The following is a 17,223-nucleotide window of genomic DNA, read 5'->3' on the forward strand; positions in this document are numbered from 1 at the left end:
CGTCGCGATAGAGAAACGGTTCGATATGCTAAGCAACGCCATGGAGAAGGCCCGTTCCGCAGCGGGCGACGCCGCGCTGCCCACCGCCCCCGCCGGGTTCCTGGGTGCCGAGGAACGTGTCTATCCGGACAAACTGGACGCCCCGCTGCTGCGGATTTCCGGTGTATGTCTGCTGGCCACCATCATGGCGATCCTCGATGTCACCGTCGTCACCGTCGCGCAACGCACCTTCATCGCCGAGTTCGGGTCCAGCCAGGCCGTCGTCGCGTGGACGATGACCGGCTACACGCTCGGGTTGGCGACCGTGATCCCACTGACCGGCTGGGCGGCCGACCGATTCGGCACCAAACGGCTCTTCATGGGATCGGTGGTGGCGTTCGTGCTGGGCTCGCTGCTGTGCGCGGCGGCGTCAACGATATTGCAGCTCATCATATTTCGCGTAGTGCAGGGCGTCAGTGGCGGCATGCTGATGCCCCTCGGATTCATGATCATGACGCGCGAAGCGGGCCCCGGGCGACTCGGTCGCCTGATGTCGATCTTGAGCATTCCCATGCTGCTCGCCCCGATCGCCGGCCCGATCCTGGGCGGCTGGCTGATCGACACCTCCAGTTGGAAGTGGATCTTCCTGATCAATCTGCCGATCGGGCTTGCCACGTTCATCCTCGCCTGGATCGTGTTCCCGCGAGATCACCCCGCGCGGTCGGAAACGTTCGACGTCGTCGGCGGGCTGTTGCTCTCACCGGGTCTGGCGACGTTCCTGTTCGCGGTGTCGTCGATCCCGCGCTTCGGAACGGTCGCCGATCGGCACGTCTTGATACCCGCGGTCATCGGCCTGACGTTGATCGCCGCGTTCGTCGTCCACGCATTGCGCCGCACGGATCATCCACTCATCGATCTGCACCTGTTCCAGAACCCGGTCCTCACCCGGGCCAATGTGACGATGCTGTTGTTCGCCGGCGCATTCTTCGGAGCCGGTCTACTGCTCCCGAGTTATTTCCAGCAGGTGCTCCACCAGACGCCGATGCAAGCCGGAGTGCACCTTATCCCGCAGGGACTCGGCGCCATGCTGACGATGCGACTGGCCGGTCCGCTCGTGGATCGACATGGGCCCGGCAAATACGTGCTGGCCGGTATCGCGATGATCATCGCCGGCCTGGGCACGTTCGCTTTCGGTGTGGCCAGGCATGCCGGATATGCACCCACCCTGCTGATCGCACTGACGATCATGGGCCTGGGGATGGGGTGCACGATGATGCCGCTGTCGGTGGCGTCGGTGCAGGCGTTGGCGCCGAACCAGATTGCGCGCGGCACCACGCTGATGAGCGTCAGTCACCAGGTGGGCGGCTCGGTGGGAACCGCGCTGATGGCGATGATCCTGACCGACGAATTCGACCGGAGCCCCGACATCGTCGCGGCGAACAAACTTGCGGCGCTACAGCAGCAGGCCGCGATCAGTGGCGTGCCGGTTGATCCGTCACAAATACCACATCAGTCACTCGCCCCGGGATTTTCCGCTAATCTCTTGCACGACCTTTCGCAGGCCTATACGTCCGTATTCGTGGTCGCGGTGGTATTGGTGGCATTTACCATCATCCCGGCGTCATTTCTGCCGAAAAAGCCGGCTATCCAAACAGCCGTCGAATAGCCGCAATCGGCTCGTCGATCAGCACCGATGCCGGCTCTGGGCGTCTCGCGAAAATGGTCTTGCGCACGGATTCGGCACGGGTCGAATTCGTCCGCGCGGGCGTCGAGATGACAACGCCCACGCAGTAGGCCGGCGCCCATCCCGGCCGGTGGGCCGGTGCTTAGCGGGTCGGAAATACCGGCAAAGCGACCAAACGGCGGGCCCATCTCGATATGCTCGGCCGTATGCTCAGCGACGCTGTGGAAGGCGCGCGTTCCGCAGCCCCCAACGTCGCGATCTCCGTCGCTTCCGCCGGACCCAGCGCCGCGGCAGGCCGCGACTATCCCGACAAGCTTGACGCCAAGCTGATGCGCGTCGTCTTCATCTGCGGGCTGGCCGCCGTGATGGCGGTGCTCGACAGCACCGTCGTCGCGGTCGCCCAGGGCACCTTCGTCACCCAGTTCAATTCCAGCCAGGCGGTCGTCTCCTGGACCGTGGCGGCCTACATGCTCGCGTTTGCGACGGTCATCCCGGTGACCGGTTGGGCGGCGGACCGGTTCGGCACCAAACGGCTCTTCATCGGCTCGGTCCTGGTGTTCATGCTGGGCTCGCTGCTGTGCGCGATATCGCCAACCATCATGCTGCTCATCGTCTTTCGGGTAGTCCAAGGTATCGGTGGCGGCATGCTGATGCCGCTGAGCTTCGTGATCCTGACTCGTGAGGCGGGGCCGAAGCGCGTCGGCCGGCTGATGGCGATCGGGGGAATTCCGATCCTGCTCGGTCCGATCGGGGGGCCCATCCTGGGCGGCTGGCTGGTCGGCGCCTACGGCTGGGAGTGGATTTTCCTGATCAACCTACCGATCGGCCTGGTCGCGATCGTCCTCGCCTCAATCACCTTTCCGAAGGATCGCCCGGCGCCGGCGGAGAAACTCGACATTGTCAGCGTGCTGCTGCTGCCGCCGGGTGTCACGCTGTTCTTGGCCGGGGTCTCATCGATCCCGGCACAGGGCACGGTCGGCAGTCCCGCCGTATTGGTGCCGACGATCATGGGGTTTTTGTTGGTTGCGGCATTCGTCCTGCACTCCTTCCGCACCGACCATCCGCTGATCGACCTGCACCTTTTCAAAAATCGCGTGGTCACCCAGGCCAATCTCGCCCTGCTGGTATTCGGTGCTCCGTTCGTCGGGCTGGGGCTGCTGGTCCCGAGTTACTTCCAGGTGGTGATGCACCAAACACCGATGCAGTCCGGGATGCATTTGGCGCCGGTCGGCCTGGGCGCGGTCTTGACGATGCCGCTGGCCGGGGCATTCATGGACAAACGCGGACCCGGCCTGATGGTGCTGATCGGCCTTCCCACGATGGCGGTGGGTCTGGGCATCTTCACCTATGGCGTCGCCACGGAGGCCCCTTACCAGCCGACGCTGCTGATCGGGCTGGCGATCATGGGCCTGGGGGTCGGCTGCACCACGACACCGCTGTCGGCGGCGGTTCTGCAGGCGCTGGCCCCGCATCAGGTCGCGCGCGGCACCACGCTGGTGACGGTCAACCAGCAGGTAAGCGGATCGATCGGCGCCGCGTTGCTGGGCGTGACCCTGACGCAGTTGTTCAACCACAACGAAACTCTGGTGACGGCGAACAAGCTGGTCGCGGCCCAACAGCAAGCCAGCGGGCAACGCATGCCGATCGAAGCCTCGTCGTCGGCATGGAAAACCATGGGCCCCGATTTCGCGGCCAACGTGACGCACGGCCTATCCCACGCCTACACGGCGGTCTTCGTGGTTGCCGTCGCGATGGTGGTGTTGACGATCATCCCGGCCGCGTTTCTCCCGATGAAGCGCCCCGAGCCCGTGGAAGACCCCGTGCCGGCCGAAGCGCTGGCCGACTGATCCCCGCCTACCCCTCGAACAGCATCGTCGCGATCCGCAGCACGGTCTCCATTGGGTCGGTCCGCTTGACCTGGGCATTGACCGCATCGTTGAGCCAAAGCGTCGAAAACCCGTGCACCAGTGACCATGCCGCCAACTGCGCGCCCGCGGGGTCAGACTGCGTATGGACGTCGCGCAGGGCCGCCACGCCTCCCGGCCAACGTCTACGCGTCCCGGGTGCCCAATCCGCCCAAGTCGATGACGACGCAGCTACCCCTGCGCATCGCCGCCGAGATCGTCTTCCTCGCCATAGCGGTCGCCGTCGGCAGCGGCTAGCAGCCACGCGTATTGAAACGCGGTCTCCTGCCATCCCCGGTAGCGGCCACTGACGCCGCCGTGGCCCGCCGCCATCTGTGTCTTGAGCAACACCCGGTTGCCGCCGGCATTGGCGTACCGCAGCGCCGCAACCCATTTGGCCGGCTCCACGTAGTAGACCCTGGTGTCGTTCAGCGAGGTCATCGCCAGAATGGCGGGATAATTCTTCGTCTCAACGTTCTCGTAGGGCGAGTACGACTTCATATACGAGTAGACCTCGCTGTCGCTCAGAGGATTTCCCCATTCGTCCCACTCGGTGACGGTTAGCGGCAGCGACGGATCCAGGATCGTGGTCAGCGGATCGACGAACGGGACCTGAGCGAGGATCCCGGCGAACAGGTCCGGCGCCAGGTTGGCCACCGCACCCATCAGCAGCCCACCCGCACTGCCACCCAGTGCCACCAGCTCGCGCGGACGGGTCACTCCCGAGTCCACCAAATGCTGTGCCGCCGCGACGAAGTCGGTGAATGTGTTCTTCTTCTCCAGCAGCTTTCCATGCTCGTACCAGAGCCGGCCCATCTCTCCCCCACCACGGACGTGGGCGATGACGAACACCATTCCTCGGTCCAGCAGCGACAACCGTGCGATGGAAAAGGTTGGATCCGTGCATATCTCGTAGGCGCCGTACCCATAGATGAGGGTGGGCGCCGGGAATTCGAGGCCGGCACGGTGCACGATCGAAACGGGGATGCGGGTACCGTCGGAGGCGACTGCCCAGTCACGCCGCTCGACGTAGTCGCTCGGCCGGTAGTCACCGAGTACGGGTTGCTCACGCAACAGGGTGCGCTCGCCGGTGCCCAGGTCGACGTCGTACACCCGCAACGGCGTGACCAGAGACCCCGCCCTGATCCGCAGCTTGGGCGAAACCCAGTTCGGATTGCCGCCCAGGCCCGACGACATCAGTTCAGAATCGAATGCGATCTCCTCGGGCTCGCCATACTCGCCATCAGAACCGATGGGCCACAACTGGATTCGTGGCAATGCCGCGCGCCGGTAACTGATCACGAGGTGACCGGCAAAGGCGTCCGCGGCTTCGAGCCGAACGTCGTCGCGGTGCGCGACCAGGGTGCGCTGTTGCGTGGGATCGCTGACCGGAGCCTCGGTGAGCGTGAAGTTCACCGCGCCGTCGTTGTGCAGGATCAGGAAGCGATCCTGTCCCCCGACCACCGCATGCTCCACCGAGTATTCGACACCTTCACGACGCGGCAGCACGACGGTGAACTCGGCCTGCGGGTCGGCGGCGTCGGCGTAGCGCACCTCGGATGTGATCGACGAACCCGAGGCAATGAACACATACGCCTCGCTTCGGCTCAGTCCCGCGCCAAGCCAAAACCGTTCGTCTGCTTCGTGGTACACCAGTTCCGCCGGCTCTGTTGAGCCGAGCCGATACCGCCACACCTTGTCCGGGCGGTGGGCATCGTCCAGGGTCAGGTAGTACACGGTCCGATTGTCGGCCGCCCACGTCACTGCGCCCGCGATGTCGGCGATTTCGTCCGGATACTTTTCGCCTGTCCGTAAGTCCTTGAACCGCAGTGTATACCGTTCGTCGCCGATGACGTCGACGGAATATGCGAGCAGATTAGCGTCGAGGCTGACCAGCGCGGCGCCCAGGGCGAAGAAGTCGTGCCCGTCGGCCTCTTCATTCGAATCGAGCAGCACCTGCTCGCCCGGTATTTCGGTGTTCTCGTCCAGAACCGGCGGGTCCCAGTCATCGGGATTCGATACTGGACAACGACATTGGACGCGGTACTGCTTCCCCTCAAAGGTGCGCGAGTAGTACCACCAGTCGCCTTGCCTGGTCGGCACGGACAAGTCGGTTTCCTTGGTGCGCGCCTTGATCTCGTCGAAGATCTTTTGCCGCAGCGGTTCCAGGTGGACAAGGGCCTGGTCGACGTAATCGTTCTCGGCCTCAAGGTAAGAAATGACTTCGGGATTCGATTTCTCGCGCAGCCACTCGTACGGATCGACGAACACATCGCCGTGGTGCTCGCGTATGGTGTCGATCCGTTTCGCGATAGGCGGGGTACCGGCCGCCGTCATGCGGCGGGGCCGATCCAGTCACCGAAACTCAAGCCGGAAATCCTTTCGTAGGCATTGATATAACGGTCGCGTGTGGCGGCGACGATGTCGTCCGGCAACGGTGGTGGCGGTTCCGTTCCATAACGATCCCAGCCGGACGCGGGGCTGGTGAGCCAATTGCGGACGAACTGCTTGTCGAAACTGGTCTGAACCACCCCGACGCGGTAATCCTCGGCAGGCCAGTACCGCGAGGAGTCCGGGGTGAAGATCTCGTCGGCCAGCAGCAGGTTGCCGTCACGGTCGGTGCCGAACTCGAACTTGGTGTCGGCGATGATAATTCCTCTCGTCAACGCATGGTCGGCGGCCTGCACATAGATCTGCAGCGTCCGGTCGCGCAGCTGGTTGGCGCGCACCGCACCGACCATCTCGATCACCCGGTCAAAGGAGATGTTCTCGTCGTGATCACCCAGTGCGGCTTTGGTCGCCGGGGTGAACAGCGGCTGGGGGAACTTGCTGGCCTCGACCAGCCCCGGCGGCAGCGTGATGCCACAGACCTTGCCGGTCGCCTGATAGTCGAGCAATCCCGAACCGGTCAGATACCCGCGGGCCACACATTCGACCGGCATCATCTCCAGCTGGCGCACCACCAGCGCACGGCCCAGCACCTCGTCCGGAATGCGTGGGTCATCGGGCGGCCCGGCCAAGTGGTTGGGGGCCCCCGTTAGCCCCGAGACGAGGCCGAAGAAGAACACGCTCATCGCGGTCAGGATGCGGCCCTTGTCCGGGATCGTGCTGTCCAGGACGAAGTCGTACGCCGAAATCCGGTCGCTGGCGACCAGCAGCAGATGCTCTTCGTCGACCCGATACAGCTCGCGGACCTTGCCGCTGGCCAGATGCTGGTAGTCGGACAGTGCAGGGCGCATCGGGCCAGCCTATCGGGAACCCCACCCCGACCCCGGAGCTGTGCTGGGATCGAGGTCATGAGATCGCGCTTTCTGCCCTACGCCACCACGCCCGGCCGATTGCTGGCCCAGCTGTTCAGCGACGCGGTCATCGTCGCGTGGACGGCGATCTGGTTGCTCGTCGGCACCGCCGTCTACGACGCCATCTCGACGATCGCCGACGCGGGCCGGCAAGTCGAGGATGGCACCCACAGCATCGCGGGGAACCTGGCCTCCGCGGGGCATGGCGCACAACATATTCCGGTCGTCGGCGACAATGTCAGCAAGCCGCTCACCTCGGCGAGCCAGGCTGCCCTCGACATCGCCAACGCCGTCCACGACCTGGACACCACGGCCAGCTGGCTCGCGGTGCTGCTCGCACTCGCCGTGATCGCTCCCCCAATCCTTATCGCGACCGTGCCATGGCTATACCTGCGGCTGCGGTTCTTCCGGCGCAAATTGACCGTGACAGCCCTGGCCGCCACCCCGGCCGGGGAAGAGTTGCTGGCGCTGCGGGCACTGACAAATCGTTCGCCGGCGAAATTAGCCGCCGTCAGTGCGGATCCGGTCGGGGGCTGGCGGCACCAGGATCCGTTCACGATCCGCGCGCTGGCTGCGCTCGAACTGCGCTCGGCGGGAATCACGATTCGGCGTTAGCTGTGGGCGAGGGAAGACGAACGCCCGCCGCCGCCATCACCGCGGCCAAGGCATCGGGTGACGGCTCGACATCGGCGAGCCGGAACCTCACAATTCCTCGAGTAGTTCCACGACCAAATGCCGGATACCGGTGTGGCGGTTGCTTCGCGTCCATTCGACGGGCGCCACCACCCGCACGGCGCCGAAGCGCGACAACAGCTCTTCGTACAGGACGCGCAACTCCAGGCGCGCCAGATTGGCCCCCAGGCAGTAGTGCACGCCTTGACCGAAGCCCAAGTGCGGATTAGGTTTTCGTGCGATATCGAACTCGTCAGCCCGGTCGAAGACATTGGCGTCGCGATTCGCCGAGCCCTCCCAGATCTGTACCTTCTGTCCGGCTTTGATCGACTGACCGCCGAGGACTACCTCGCGGGTCGCGGTGCGCCGCTTGGACGGCGACGGTGATGTCCACCGCACCATCTCCTCGACCGCCGTCGGCAGCAGGCCGAAATCCGCACGCAGTGCCCGCAATTGGTCTGGGTGCTGCGCCAGCGATAGCAGCCCGCCAGCGACGGCGTTGCGGGTCGTCTCCGCGCCGGCACTGAACAACAGGCTGAAAAACAGATACACCTCGAGATCGGACGGCACCGGTCCGTCCACCTCGTCTTCCGTCGCGTTGGCGACCACCGACAGCATGTCGTCGGTCGGATTGGCGCGTTTCGAGGCGATCAGCTCCTGGCCGTAGTTGTACATCCGCGACCCGGCCGCGGCGTCTCTTTCGGAGGCGGACAACTGCGAAAGCGAGGCCTTGCGCGAGCCGCCGAAGTCGAACTGCGGCTCGATGGCCTCGAACAGCCAATGTCGTTCGGATTCAGGCACTCCCAGCAGGATACAGATCATCTGCATCGGCAGTTCGGCGGCGATGTCGACGAGGAAGTCGAACGGCTCGCCGGGCACCACGTCGTTCAGCAGGCGTCGGGCCCGGGTCCGCAAATCGGCTTCGACAGAGGAGATCATCCGCGGCGTCAGCCCGGAGCTGACCAGCCGCCGAATCTGGGAATGCCGCGGGTCGTCCATCATGTTGAGCACCTGGCCCGCGATGGACAGGTCCTGCAACAGCGTACCGCCGAACGGCCGAGCACCGCCGGTCACCGATGAGTACGTCACCGGGTCCTTCAGCACGGCAAGGGTTTCCGCGTACGTCGCGACCGACCAGAAGCCCTCGCCGTCCGGGGTGTTGTCGGTCGGCTGGTGCCAATAGACGGGCGCCTCGCGCCGGTGCACGGCGAACAACTCATGCGGAAAACCGTTGGCGAAGTTATCCAGATCGGTGAAGTCGATCCCCGAGAGCGCGCCGGCTAGGGTCACAGGATTGCACCCGGAGTGTATTTGGCTGCGTCCGGATAGCGGCCCACCAGCGAATCGACCATCGCGGCAACCTCATCGACCTGGTCGCCGGCGGCGCCGGTAAAGGCTTTCTTGTCCGCCAGCGCGGCATCGAGCGCCGCACGATCCAGCGGCAGGCGCTCGTCGGCGGCCAACCGGTCCAGCAGATCGGGCTCGGCGCCGCGTTCCCGCATCGCCAATGCCGTTGCCACCGCGTGTTCGCGGATCACATGATGCGCGGCCTCGCGCCCCACGCCGGCCCGCACCGCCGCGATCAACACCTTGGTAGTGGCCAGGAACGGCAAATAACGATCCAGCTCCCGCTCGATCACCGCCGGGTAGGCGCCGAACTCGTCCAGCACCGTCAAGAATGTCTCGATCTGGCCGTCGATAGCAAAGAAGCTGTCCGGCAGGGCAACTCGGCGTACCACCGAGCAGAAGACGTCCCCCTCGTTCCACTGCGCCCCGGCCAGCTCGGCGGCCATCGAGGCATACCCGCGCAGCACTACCTGCAGCCCATTGACCCGTTCGCAGCTGCGGGTGTTCATCTTGTGCGGCATCGCCGAGGAACCAACCTGCCCCTCGGCGAACCCTTCGGTCACGAGTTCGTGCCCCGCCATCAGCCGGATGGTCTGGGCCAGCGACGACGGGCCGGCACCCAGCTGCACCAGCGCGGAGAGCACGTCGTGATCCAGCGACCGCGGATACACCTGGCCGACGCTGGTGAGAACGGTTGCAAAACCTAGGAATTCAGCTACGCGCCGCTCGAGCTCGCTCAGCTTCACCGGGTCGCCGTCGAGCAGGTCGAGCATGTCCTGCGAGGTGCCCATCGGACCCTTGATCCCGCGCAGCGGGTAACGGTCGATCAACTCGCGCAGCCTGGTCAACGCGACCAACGTCTCCTGGGCCGCGGACGCGAACCGCTTGCCCAGCGTGGTGGCCTGCGCGGCGACGTTGTGGCTGCGCCCGGCCATCACCAGATCGCGATAGGCCACCGCGCGCTCAGCCAGCCGCGCGACCACCGCCACCGCATGGGAGAAAACCAGTTCCAGCGAACGTCGGATCTGCAGCTGCTCGACGTTCTCGGTCAGATCGCGACTGGTCATCCCCTTGTGCACATGCTCGTGACCGGCCAGCGCGTTGAATTCCTCGATGCGGGCCTTGACGTCGTGCCGCAGCACCCGTTCGCGCGCCGCGATCGAAGCCAGGTCGACATCCTCGAGCACTCGCTCGTAGTCGGCAACCGCTTCCTCGGGCACGGGAACACCGAGTTCCGTCTGGGCCCGCAGCACCGCCAGCCATAGCCGCCGCTCCGCGACGACCTTGGCCTCCGGCGACCAGATCCCGACCATGTCGGCGCTGGCGTACCGGGCGGCCAGCACATTCGGAATGCTCACCGGGTCAGCTTATCGACCGCGAGACTGCGACTGGCAACGCATTTCCGCCAGTAACGGCGTCGGCGATTACAGTCTCGCGGCATGTACTACGTCGGCGTCGACCTCGCGTGGGGCATCCGCAACCCGACCGGTATCGCCGTCGTCGACTCCGGCGGCTGCCTGGTCAGCGCCGGCGCGGTCCGAGACGACGACGAAATCCTGGTGGCGTTGCGCCCGTACGTGCAGGGCGATTGCGTGATCGGCTTCGACGCACCGCTGGTCGTGAACAACCGCACCGGCCAGCGCCCGGCCGAGACCGCGCTCAACCGCGATTTCCGCAGGTTCGAAGCCGGCGCACATCCGGCCAACACCGGAAAACCCGAATTCGCCAACGGGCCGCGCGGGGCGCGGCTGGCCGCGGCGCTGAGCCTCGACATGAATCCACACTCCACCACGGTGCGGCGCGCGATCGAGGTCTACCCGCACGCGGCGACCGTCGCGTTGTTCCGGCTGGAACGGACCTTGAAATACAAGGCCAAGCCCGGCCGCACCGTGGAGCGGCTCAAATCCGAGTTGCTGCTGCTGATGGACGGGGTCGAGCGGCTTGCCGACACCGACGTGCCGATGCGCGTCGCCGATCACCCCGGCTGGGTCGCGCTGCGCAACCAGGTGACCAGCGCGCAGCGCAAGAGCGAGCTGCGTCGCGCCGAGGACCCGGTCGACGCCGTGGTCTGCGCCTATGTGGCGCTATACGCCCAGCGCTGCCCGGACCGCATCACGATTTACGGGGACGTGGCCAGCGGATACATCGTCACGCCGTCCCTGCCTGCCGGGCTGACCAGGCCATAACGGTCAGATCCGGACCGGTCGCTCGTCGATGGGTGCCAGCACGTCGATGATGTCGATCACCGTTCCCATTGCCGCGGTACGCGGATCGCGCCCCTCGACCAGCGCGGAGACCACCGAGCCGTCGACCGCGCAGATCAAGGTGCAGATCAGCTCGATGCGCACGGCTCGGCCGGATCGCTCGATCGCCTCGGCGACCGCATCGGCGCGCTGACGCAGGCTGCGGCGCATGGTTTCGCGCAACGCGGTCAGGCGGGTGCAGGCGATGTTGCGCTCGTATCGCGAAATCAGCTGCTCGACGAGGGTCTGATCGGAGAGGTCACCCACCAAAAGGTCGACCAGTACCTCGGCGGTGGTCTCGGGCCCGCGGCGCCGGCGGGACAGCGCGTTGACCCGCGCTCGCAGCTGCGCAACCTCGATCATCGCGATGTGTTCGACCGCGCGCGCGATCAAATCGTCCAGGGACGAGAAGTAATAGGTAGTGGACGCCAAGGGCAGACCGGCACGCTGCGCGACCGCTCGGTGCCGCACCGCTTCGAACCCGCCTTCGGCAAGCAGCTCGGCGGCGGCGCTCACCAGCGCATACCGTCGACGTTCTCCTTTCGGAGTAACCGCTGCAGTCACGAGTAGCCATCGTGCCAGCCAAAGTGGTACTGCATTGCCATTTCCGCTAAACGGCCCGCCAGACGGACATGGCATGATGGCCCGCATGCCCGACTTGAGCCGCCGCGCGGTGCTCAGTCTTGGTGCCAGCGCGGCGATAGGAGCAGCGGGCGCGTTTGCGCTCGACAACCTATTACACACCAGAACAACTCGCAGCATCCCGGTTTCGAGCGCCAGCACGCAGGTTCCGTTGGCGCCGTCGACCGCGCCGCTGGAACCGACTCCTCCCGGGGACCCGGCCCCGACGATGACAACGGGTGCTTTCACCTCCGCGGCGCGGGGCGGGATATCGACCAACTGGGCGATCGCCCGACCACCGGGACAGACCAAGGCACTGCGTCCGGTTATCGCCCTGCACGGCAAGGGCAGTGATGCGGCCACGGTGATGGCCGGCGGTGTCGAGCAGGGTCTGGCCCAGGCCGTCAATGCGGGTCTACCGCCGTTCGCGGTCGTCGCCGTCGACGGTGGCGGCGGCTACTGGCACAAGCGGTCATCGGGCGAAGACTCCGGTGCGATGGTGCTGAGCGAGCTGATTCCGATGCTGGACAGCCAGCGGCTGGACACCTCGCGGGTGGCATTCCTGGGCTGGTCGATGGGTGGGTACGGCGCACTGCTGCTGGGTGGCCGGCTCGGACCCGCGCGCACCGCGGCGATCTGCGCGGTGAGCCCGGCGCTGTGGATGTCATCCGGTGCGGCCGCACCCGGCGCTTTCGACGGCCCCGACGACTTCGCGGCGAATTCGGTGTTCGGAATGCCCGCGCTGGCGTCCATACCGATCCGCATCGACTGCGGTGACAGCGATCCGTTCTACGACGCGACCAAGCAGTTCATCGCCCAGCTGCCCAACCCGCCCGCGGGTGGTTTCTCGCCCGGCGGCCACAACCCGGCGTTCTGGAGCTCGCAGCTGCCGGCCGAACTGACCTGGATGGCACCACTGCTGACGGCCTAGCGTCGGCCGCGAATGTAACGTCACGGTGGGAGTTCCCGGCGAAAATCGCGGCAGCGTTACGCTCGCGTGGGTGAGCACGCCCTTCGACTGGAACTTCCCGTACGCCTGGCCACGAAAGCCCGTCCTGGGCCACAACGTCGTGTGCACGTCGCAGCCACTTGCCGCCCAGGCCGGTCTTCGGATGCTCGCCGAGGGCGGTAGTGCGGCCGACGCGGCCGTCGCCACCGCCATCACGCTGACCGTGGTGGAGCCGGTGTCTAACGGCATCGGTTCGGATGCCTTCGCCATCGTCTGGGACGGCACGCAGTTGCACGGACTGAACGCATCCGGTCGTTCGCCTGCAGCGTGGACGCCGGAGTACTTCGGCGGCAACGGTGTTCCCGTGCTGGGCTGGAATTCGGTGACCGTGCCGGGGGCGGTGTCGGCCTGGGTCGAGTTGCACGCCAAGTTCGGCAAACTCCCCTTCGAGCGGCTCTTCGCGCCGGCGATCTCCTACGGCCGCAACGGCTTTCCGGTATCACCCACGATCGCGGAGCAATGGGCCGCCCAAGTGCCGCTGTTCGAATCGCAGCCGGGCTTCGCAGAGGCGTTTCTGCCCGACGGGCGGGCACCGAAACCCGGTGAGCGCGTACGGCTTCCCGAGCACGCTGCCACCCTCGAAAAGATCGCCGCCACCAACGGGGAGGCGCTCTATCGCGGCGACCTGGCGGCCCGACTCGAGGCGCACGCTGCGGCGAACGGCGGGGTATTGCGGGCCACCGACCTCGCCGGCCACCGCGCGGACTGGGTGGGCACGATCAGCGGAACCTACCGCGGCTTCACCGTCCACGAGATACCGCCCAACGGCCAAGGCATCGTGGCGTTGATCGCGCTAGGAATCCTGGAGCAGTTCGACATGTCTTCGCTGCCAGTCGATTCCGCCGACAGCGTGCACCTGCAGATCGAAGCCCTCAAGCTGGCTTTCGCCGACGCGCAAGCCTACGTCTCCGACATCGACCACATGACGACGCGCCCCGAGGACCTGCTGGACACTGAGTACCTGAAGCAGCGGGCCGCACTGATCGACCGCAATCGGGCCAAGCCCGCATCGGCGGGTACCCCTGCCGGGGGCACCGTCTATCTCACCGCCGCCGACGCGTCGGGCGTGATGGTGTCGATGATCCAGTCGAACTACCTGGGGTTCGGCTCCGGCGTGGTAGTGCCGGGCACCGGAATCTCACTGCAGAACCGCGGAGCGGGTTTCGTTGCGAATCAAGGACATCCGAACCAGGTCGGGCCGAACAAGCGGCCTTACCAGACGATCATTCCGGGCTTTGTCACCAAGGACGGCGCGCCCGTGATGAGCTTCGGGGTGATGGGCGGTCCGATGCAACCCCAGGGCCACGTACAGGTATTGGTTCGCATCGCCGACTACGGCCAGAATCCGCAAGCGGCCTGCGACGGCCCGCGGTTTCGCTGGGTGCAGGGCATGCAGGTCAGTTGCGAGCAGGGTTTCGCACCGTCGACGCTCGACGAGCTGCGCGAGCGCGGGCACGACTTGCTCGCCGTCGACGACTACAACGCATTTGGCAGCTGCCAGGCGATCTGGCGCCTCGACGACGGATATCTCGCCGCCAGCGACCCGCGCCGGGACGGACAAGCCACAGCGTTCTAAAGGTGGATCTTTCCCTCTTGCGCCAACAAACCGATATCGGTGCGGAAGTGGCTGCCCGGCAGCCGAATTGAGTCGAGGATCCGGTAAGCGTCCGCCCGCGCACCGGTCAGATCGGCGCCGGTGCCCACCACCGACAGCACCCGTCCACCCGACGAGACGATCGCGCCGTCGTCGCGCCGCGTCGTCCCGGCATGCAGCACGCCGTCGGCTTCGGATCCGGCGATGACGTCGCCGACCCGCGGGCGCCCGGGATAGTTTTCGGCGGCCAGCACCACGGTCACGGCCGCACCGTCTCGCCAGCGCAATTCACCGAAGCCAGCCAGCGCGCCGGTGCTGGCGGCATGCAGCAGCTGGCCGAGCGGAGACTCCAGCAGGGCCAGCACCGCTTGGGTCTCCGGATCGCCGAAGCGGCAATTGAACTCGACCACTGCGGGCCCCTTCGCGGTGATCGCGAGGCCGACATAGAGCAATCCGGAGAATGGGCAACCACGCCGAACCATCTCGGCCGCAACGGGTTCGACGATCCCGCTGACGATGTCGCGGCACACTTCGGCGGGCAGCCACGGCAACGGCGCGTAGGCGCCCATGCCGCCGGTGTTCGGGCCCGCGTCGCCGTCGCCCACCCGCTTGAAATCCTGGGCGGGCAGCAGCGGCACCACCGTCTCACCGTCGACCACACAGAACAACGAAACCTCGGGGCCGTCGAGGAAGGACTCCAGCAACACGGGATGACCGGACTCGAGCAAGCTCGCGCCATGGGCGCGGGCGGCATCGCGGTCGGGCGTGACTACCACGCCCTTACCGGCCGCCAGTGAATCGTCCTTGACCACCCAGGCCGGCTCACCCGCTGGCGGTCCGAAGCGACCGAGGGCCGCATCCAAATGCGCCGGATTGTCCACGATTTCGCTCGAAGCGGTCGGCACCCCGGCGGCCGCCATGACCTCCTTGGCGAATGCCTTCGATCCCTCGATGCGAGCCGCGTCCTTGCCCGGGCCGAAGCAGGCAATGCCGGCGGCGCGCACGGCGTCGGCGACCCCGAGCACCAACGGGACTTCGGGGCCGATGACGACAAGGTCGGCCCGGACCTCGCGGGCCAGCGCGGCGACGTCCGCGCCGGAGGTGATGTCGACGTCGTGTTGCTCGGCTAACCTGCCGGTGCCGGCGTTGCCGGGAGCAATTGCTAGCCCCGTGACCTGCGGATCTCTACTGAGAGCCAGCAGCAGGGCATGTTCACGGGCACCGGAGCCGATCACCAGAACGCGCACGACAGGTCAGACTAGCGGCACGGCGTTACAGGATCTTCTCGAGCAGGTTCTTGAGGTCCTTCTGCTGCGCTGCCGTCAGACGTCCAAGGCGCTTGTCGAACTCGGCGGACAGCAGCGCCAGCCCTTTCGCGGCGGCTTGGCGCCCGGCCGGGGTCGGCAGCAGCCGGTGGCGACGCAAATCCGCCGGGTCGATCTCCCGGCGCACGAACCCGGCGGCCTCGAGTCGCTTCAGGTACAGCGTCACCGTCGCCTTGGGCATGCTCAACGCCGCGGCCAACTCCGCCGGGTAGGGGTGCTCGTCAATCTCGGCGAGCAGGAACAGCTCTTTGGACTCGAGCCCCAGCGCGCAGATGCCGGCCTCGGCGCACGATATGACCGAGAGCAGTACCCGATAGTTCAGTGACCAGATCTTGGCCGCATCAACCGCAGACACGACTTGCCAGGTCGTTCAGCAGTGAACTAGTTTAGTAATGAACAACCTCATATCCGAACAATCTACCAGGAGTGGCCATCATGCCTCTGGATCAATACGTGACACTCGGACGGTCCGGCCTGCGCGTCAGCCCCCTGTGCCTGGGCGCGATGACGTTCGGCGAAGACCTTGGCTGGGGCACCAGCGTGGAGGAGTCGCAGCAGATCATCGATCGCTACACCGAACTCGGCGGCAACTTCATCGACACCGCCAACTTCTACACCCGCAGCCATTCCGAAAAGATCATCGGCGACCACGTCGGACGCCACGCAGCGCGGCGCGACCGCCTGGTGATCGCGACGAAGTTCAGCGGCAATCTGTACCCGGGTGACCCCAATGGCGGTGGTGCGGGCCGCAAATCGCTGATCAGCGCCTGCGAAAACTCGTTGCGGCGGCTGCAAACCGATTACCTCGACCTGTACTGGCTGCACATGTGGGACAAGAACACCCCGATCGAGGAGACGATGGCGGCTCTCGACGACCTCGTTACGGCAGGCAAGGTTCGCTACATCGGCGTGTCGGACACCCCGGCGTGGAAGATCGTCGAGGCCAACCTGATCGCCCGGTTCCGTGGCTGGTCGTCCTTCATCGGCCTGCAGATCGAGTACTCGTTGCTCGAACGCACCGTCGAGCGGGAGCTGGTTCCGATGGCCAGCGAATTCGGCCTCGGCATCACCCCGTGGTCGCCGCTGAAGAGCGGTGTGCTCAGCGGCAAGTACACCCGACGAAATGCCGGTCAGCACAACGCCGATCGTGGCGCGCTGGTGGCGAGCTCGCTCACCGAGCGGACCTACGCGGTCATCGACGAACTCGAGGTCATCGCCAAAGCGCACGCGACGAGCGTTGCCGCCGTGGCGCTGGCATGGGTGCATGCACAGACCGCGGTCTCATCGATCATCATCGGGGCACGCCGACTCGCGCAGCTCGACGACAACGTCCGCGCGGTCGACGTGAACCTGTCCGCCGAGGAACTGGCCCGGCTCGACAAGCTGACCAAGCCGAGTCTCGGTTTCCCCCAGAGCATGCTGGACATGGCTGCGGGCATGATCAACGGCGGCACCACGATCAACGGTGTTTTCGGAGCGACCTCGGAATACGTGATGCCCGAAGGCGGTCAGCCCTACTGAATTTGGCGACCGGCCTTAACCGGAG

General features: G+C 65.9%; 14 protein-coding genes and 1 pseudogene. 7 read left to right on the plus strand and 8 right to left on the minus strand.

Features of this window, described 5'->3' with window-relative positions:
* The first annotated feature begins 25 nt into the window (after window positions 1-25).
* Window positions 26-1,645 (plus strand): DHA2 family efflux MFS transporter permease subunit, encoded by a 1,620-nt coding sequence (locus MJO58_RS24425; RefSeq protein ID WP_239721266.1) that lies wholly within the window; start codon window positions 26-28, stop codon window positions 1,643-1,645.
* Window positions 1,646-1,869: 224 nt separating this feature from the next.
* Window positions 1,870-3,510, plus strand: coding sequence for a DHA2 family efflux MFS transporter permease subunit (locus MJO58_RS24430; RefSeq protein WP_239721267.1), 1,641 nt, complete (start codon window positions 1,870-1,872; stop codon window positions 3,508-3,510).
* A gap of 7 nt (window positions 3,511-3,517) precedes the next feature.
* On the opposite strand, the pseudogene MJO58_RS24435 reads toward MJO58_RS24430, so the two are convergent.
* The 3 genes and pseudogenes from MJO58_RS24435 to MJO58_RS24445 form a co-directional block, all read right to left on the minus strand.
* Window positions 3,518-3,700: pseudogene (locus MJO58_RS24435) on the minus strand (TetR family transcriptional regulator); the annotation flags it as partial.
* Between the two features lie 59 nt (window positions 3,701-3,759).
* Complete coding sequence (locus MJO58_RS24440; protein ID WP_239721268.1) at window positions 3,760-5,904, minus strand: S9 family peptidase; 2,145 nt, start codon at window positions 5,902-5,904, stop codon at window positions 3,760-3,762.
* Window positions 5,901-6,806: a phosphoribosylaminoimidazolesuccinocarboxamide synthase gene (locus MJO58_RS24445; RefSeq protein WP_239721269.1), complete on the minus strand. Its 906-nt coding sequence runs from the start codon at window positions 6,804-6,806 to the stop codon at window positions 5,901-5,903. Before MJO58_RS24445 ends, MJO58_RS24440 begins: the two co-directional genes overlap by 4 nt.
* A gap of 57 nt (window positions 6,807-6,863) precedes the next feature.
* Between MJO58_RS24445 and MJO58_RS24450 the strand changes: the two genes are divergently transcribed.
* Window positions 6,864-7,481, plus strand: a complete 618-nt coding sequence (locus MJO58_RS24450) for a hypothetical protein (protein WP_239721270.1) — start codon at window positions 6,864-6,866, stop codon at window positions 7,479-7,481.
* Between the two features lie 87 nt (window positions 7,482-7,568).
* Here the strand turns inward: MJO58_RS24450 and MJO58_RS24455 are convergent, their stop codons facing one another.
* A complete protein-coding gene (locus MJO58_RS24455; RefSeq protein ID WP_239721271.1) occupies window positions 7,569-8,828 on the minus strand; it encodes a cytochrome P450 in 1,260 nt (419 codons plus the stop codon).
* On the minus strand, window positions 8,825-10,243 hold the full coding sequence (gene purB / locus MJO58_RS24460) for an adenylosuccinate lyase (RefSeq protein WP_239721272.1): 1,419 nt from the start codon (window positions 10,241-10,243) through the stop codon (window positions 8,825-8,827). Before purB ends, MJO58_RS24455 begins: the two co-directional genes overlap by 4 nt.
* Before the next feature lie 81 nt (window positions 10,244-10,324).
* Between purB and MJO58_RS24465 the strand changes: the two genes are divergently transcribed.
* Window positions 10,325-11,071 (plus strand): DUF429 domain-containing protein, encoded by a 747-nt coding sequence (locus MJO58_RS24465; RefSeq protein ID WP_239721273.1) that lies wholly within the window; start codon window positions 10,325-10,327, stop codon window positions 11,069-11,071.
* Window positions 11,072-11,074: 3 nt separating this feature from the next.
* Here MJO58_RS24465 and MJO58_RS24470 read toward each other — a convergent pair whose 3' ends face one another.
* Window positions 11,075-11,692 (minus strand): TetR/AcrR family transcriptional regulator, encoded by a 618-nt coding sequence (locus MJO58_RS24470; protein ID WP_036471656.1) that lies wholly within the window; start codon window positions 11,690-11,692, stop codon window positions 11,075-11,077.
* A gap of 73 nt (window positions 11,693-11,765) precedes the next feature.
* Here MJO58_RS24470 and MJO58_RS24475 point away from each other — a divergent pair, with 73 nt between their 5' ends.
* Both MJO58_RS24475 and MJO58_RS24480 read left to right on the plus strand, forming a co-directional pair.
* Entirely contained in the window at window positions 11,766-12,680 is a 915-nt protein-coding gene (locus MJO58_RS24475; protein WP_090606928.1) for an alpha/beta hydrolase-fold protein, read from the plus strand.
* A gap of 70 nt (window positions 12,681-12,750) precedes the next feature.
* Entirely contained in the window at window positions 12,751-14,334 is a 1,584-nt protein-coding gene (locus MJO58_RS24480) for a gamma-glutamyltransferase family protein (RefSeq protein WP_239721274.1), read from the plus strand.
* Here the strand turns inward: MJO58_RS24480 and purD are convergent.
* Together purD and MJO58_RS24490 are read right to left on the minus strand one after the other, a co-directional pair.
* Window positions 14,331-15,599: a phosphoribosylamine--glycine ligase gene (purD, locus tag MJO58_RS24485; RefSeq protein ID WP_090606934.1), complete on the minus strand. Its 1,269-nt coding sequence runs from the start codon at window positions 15,597-15,599 to the stop codon at window positions 14,331-14,333. The two genes, MJO58_RS24480 and purD, sit on opposite strands and share 4 nt — an antisense overlap.
* 25 nt (window positions 15,600-15,624) lie before the next feature.
* Window positions 15,625-16,032: a MarR family winged helix-turn-helix transcriptional regulator gene (locus MJO58_RS24490; protein ID WP_090606937.1), complete on the minus strand. Its 408-nt coding sequence runs from the start codon at window positions 16,030-16,032 to the stop codon at window positions 15,625-15,627.
* A gap of 71 nt (window positions 16,033-16,103) precedes the next feature.
* On the opposite strand from MJO58_RS24490, the gene MJO58_RS24495 reads away from it, so the two are divergent.
* Complete coding sequence (locus tag MJO58_RS24495; RefSeq protein WP_434086268.1) at window positions 16,104-17,198, plus strand: aldo/keto reductase; 1,095 nt, start codon at window positions 16,104-16,106, stop codon at window positions 17,196-17,198.
* The last annotated feature ends 25 nt before the right edge of the window (window positions 17,199-17,223 follow it).

The sequence above is a fragment of the Mycobacterium lentiflavum genome, assembly GCF_022374895.2.
GTDB lineage: Bacteria > Actinomycetota > Actinomycetes > Mycobacteriales > Mycobacteriaceae > Mycobacterium > Mycobacterium lentiflavum.